2 pseudogenes are annotated in these 1,609 nt (G+C 71.4%); one reads left to right on the forward strand and one right to left on the reverse strand.

Annotated elements, in window-relative coordinates:
* Window positions 1-94: 94 nt before the first annotated feature.
* Window positions 95-724 (forward strand): annotated as a pseudogene (locus ACWDX9_RS63090) (oligopeptide/dipeptide ABC transporter ATP-binding protein); the annotation flags it as partial.
* A 3-nt stretch (window positions 725-727) separates the two neighbouring features.
* Here ACWDX9_RS63090 and ACWDX9_RS63095 read toward each other — a convergent pair.
* A pseudogene (locus tag ACWDX9_RS63095) lies at window positions 728-1,609 on the reverse strand (hypothetical protein); the annotation flags it as partial.

Consider the following 1,609-nt stretch of genomic DNA (forward strand, 5'->3'; position numbering starts at 1 on the left):
GTAGAACAGCGCGATGTCGGCAAGCGTCTCGTTCGAGCCGAGCCGGTCGAGCGCGATCATCAGCGGCGGGTACGCGGCGGAGAGCAGGATCACGGATCGGGTCGGCGAGCTGCTGGAGCTGGTGGGCCTGTCGCCCGAGCACGCCAATCGCTATCCACACGAGTTCTCCGGCGGCCAGCGCCAGCGTGTCGGCATCGCCAGGGCGCTGGCCCTGAACCCGCGCGTGCTGGTGCTGGACGAGCCCGTCTCCGCGCTGGACGTCTCGATCCAGGCGCAGGTCGTCAACCAGCTCGCCCAGCTGCAGCGCGAGCTGGGCCTGGCCTACCTGTTCATCTCGCACGACCTGTCGGTCGTGCGGCATCTGTGCGACCGAGTGGCGATCATGTATCTGGGCCGGATCGTGGAGGAGGGCGAGCGGGCGGACATCTTCGCACGGCCCGCCCATCCCTACACCAAGGCGCTCATCTCGGCCGTGCCGATCTCGTGTCCGTCGCAGCGGGGCGAGCGCAGGCGGATCGTGCTCGCCGGTGACGTGCCCAGCCCGGCCGAGCCGCCGTCGGGCTGCCGCTTCCGTACCCGCTGTTGGAAGGCCCGGGAGCGATGCGCCGTCGAGGAGCCGGAGCTGACCGGCGCGGGGCACCGCGTCGCCTGCCACTTTCCCGACGAGAGCACCGATGCCGGACGGGAGGAGCGGCCGGCCTGGGCCGGCCGCTCCGACCCGTGACGGTCACTCGGGCTTGTCGTCCGTCCAGCCCGCCTTGATCACCGCCATGGAGTTCCACATCGTGCCGGGCTCGAAGCCGGCCTGGAGGCCGCGCGGCTTCACCGCGACATACTCGCTCGCCAGGGCCTGTCCGGCCGTCTCGTCGATGATCAGCCGGTGCTCCGTGACGCCGCCGTCGAAGGTCGGCTCGTTGATCGCCACGGCCGTGCCCGTGCGTCCCTCGGCGTCCGTGACGTTCTCGATGACCCGTACGTCGCCGAGCTCGGCCAGCATCCGGAACGCGGCGCCGCGCACCTCGGGCGTCACCGGCATGTCCATGATCAACCCAGCGCTGATCACGAACAGCCACGCGTCGCCCTGCATCGGCACGTCGTTGTCACGGCCCTTCCAGCCCAGGAGCCGCTTCTTGAGCTGGTCCGGGTTACGGGGCAGCTCGCGCAGGTCCTTCACCGAGACGTTGCGGCCCAGCCAGAAGACCTTGTCCCCGTCGGTCAGCGGGCTGCGGCCGGTCATGGCCCGGCCCGGCGACGTCTTCAGGATCATGGGCTTGGGCTTCCTGGGGACCGTGACCTCGATGGAGGTGGGCGACCCGGCCCGCTCCCACGCCTGCCGGTCCTCCTCGGTGGCCGGGCGGGCTCCGAGGGACTGCATGCGGCCCCACCGCTTCTGGTCCGGGCCGGTGGCGCTGGGCGTCCAACCCTCGTCCCGCCGCTGGTCGAGCACCCGGTAGCCGCCCTTGGCCGCGGCGAACAGGGTCCGGCGCACCGACACGGTGTGCCAGTACTCGCCCTTGCCCTCGACGGGCCCGGTGCCGCCGCCGACGATCGTGGTGACGCCGGACGCGATCGCCTCGTCGAGGACCTGCGGGCAGATCAGGTGGACGTG

The sequence above is a fragment of the Nonomuraea sp. NPDC003201 genome, from assembly GCF_053590415.1.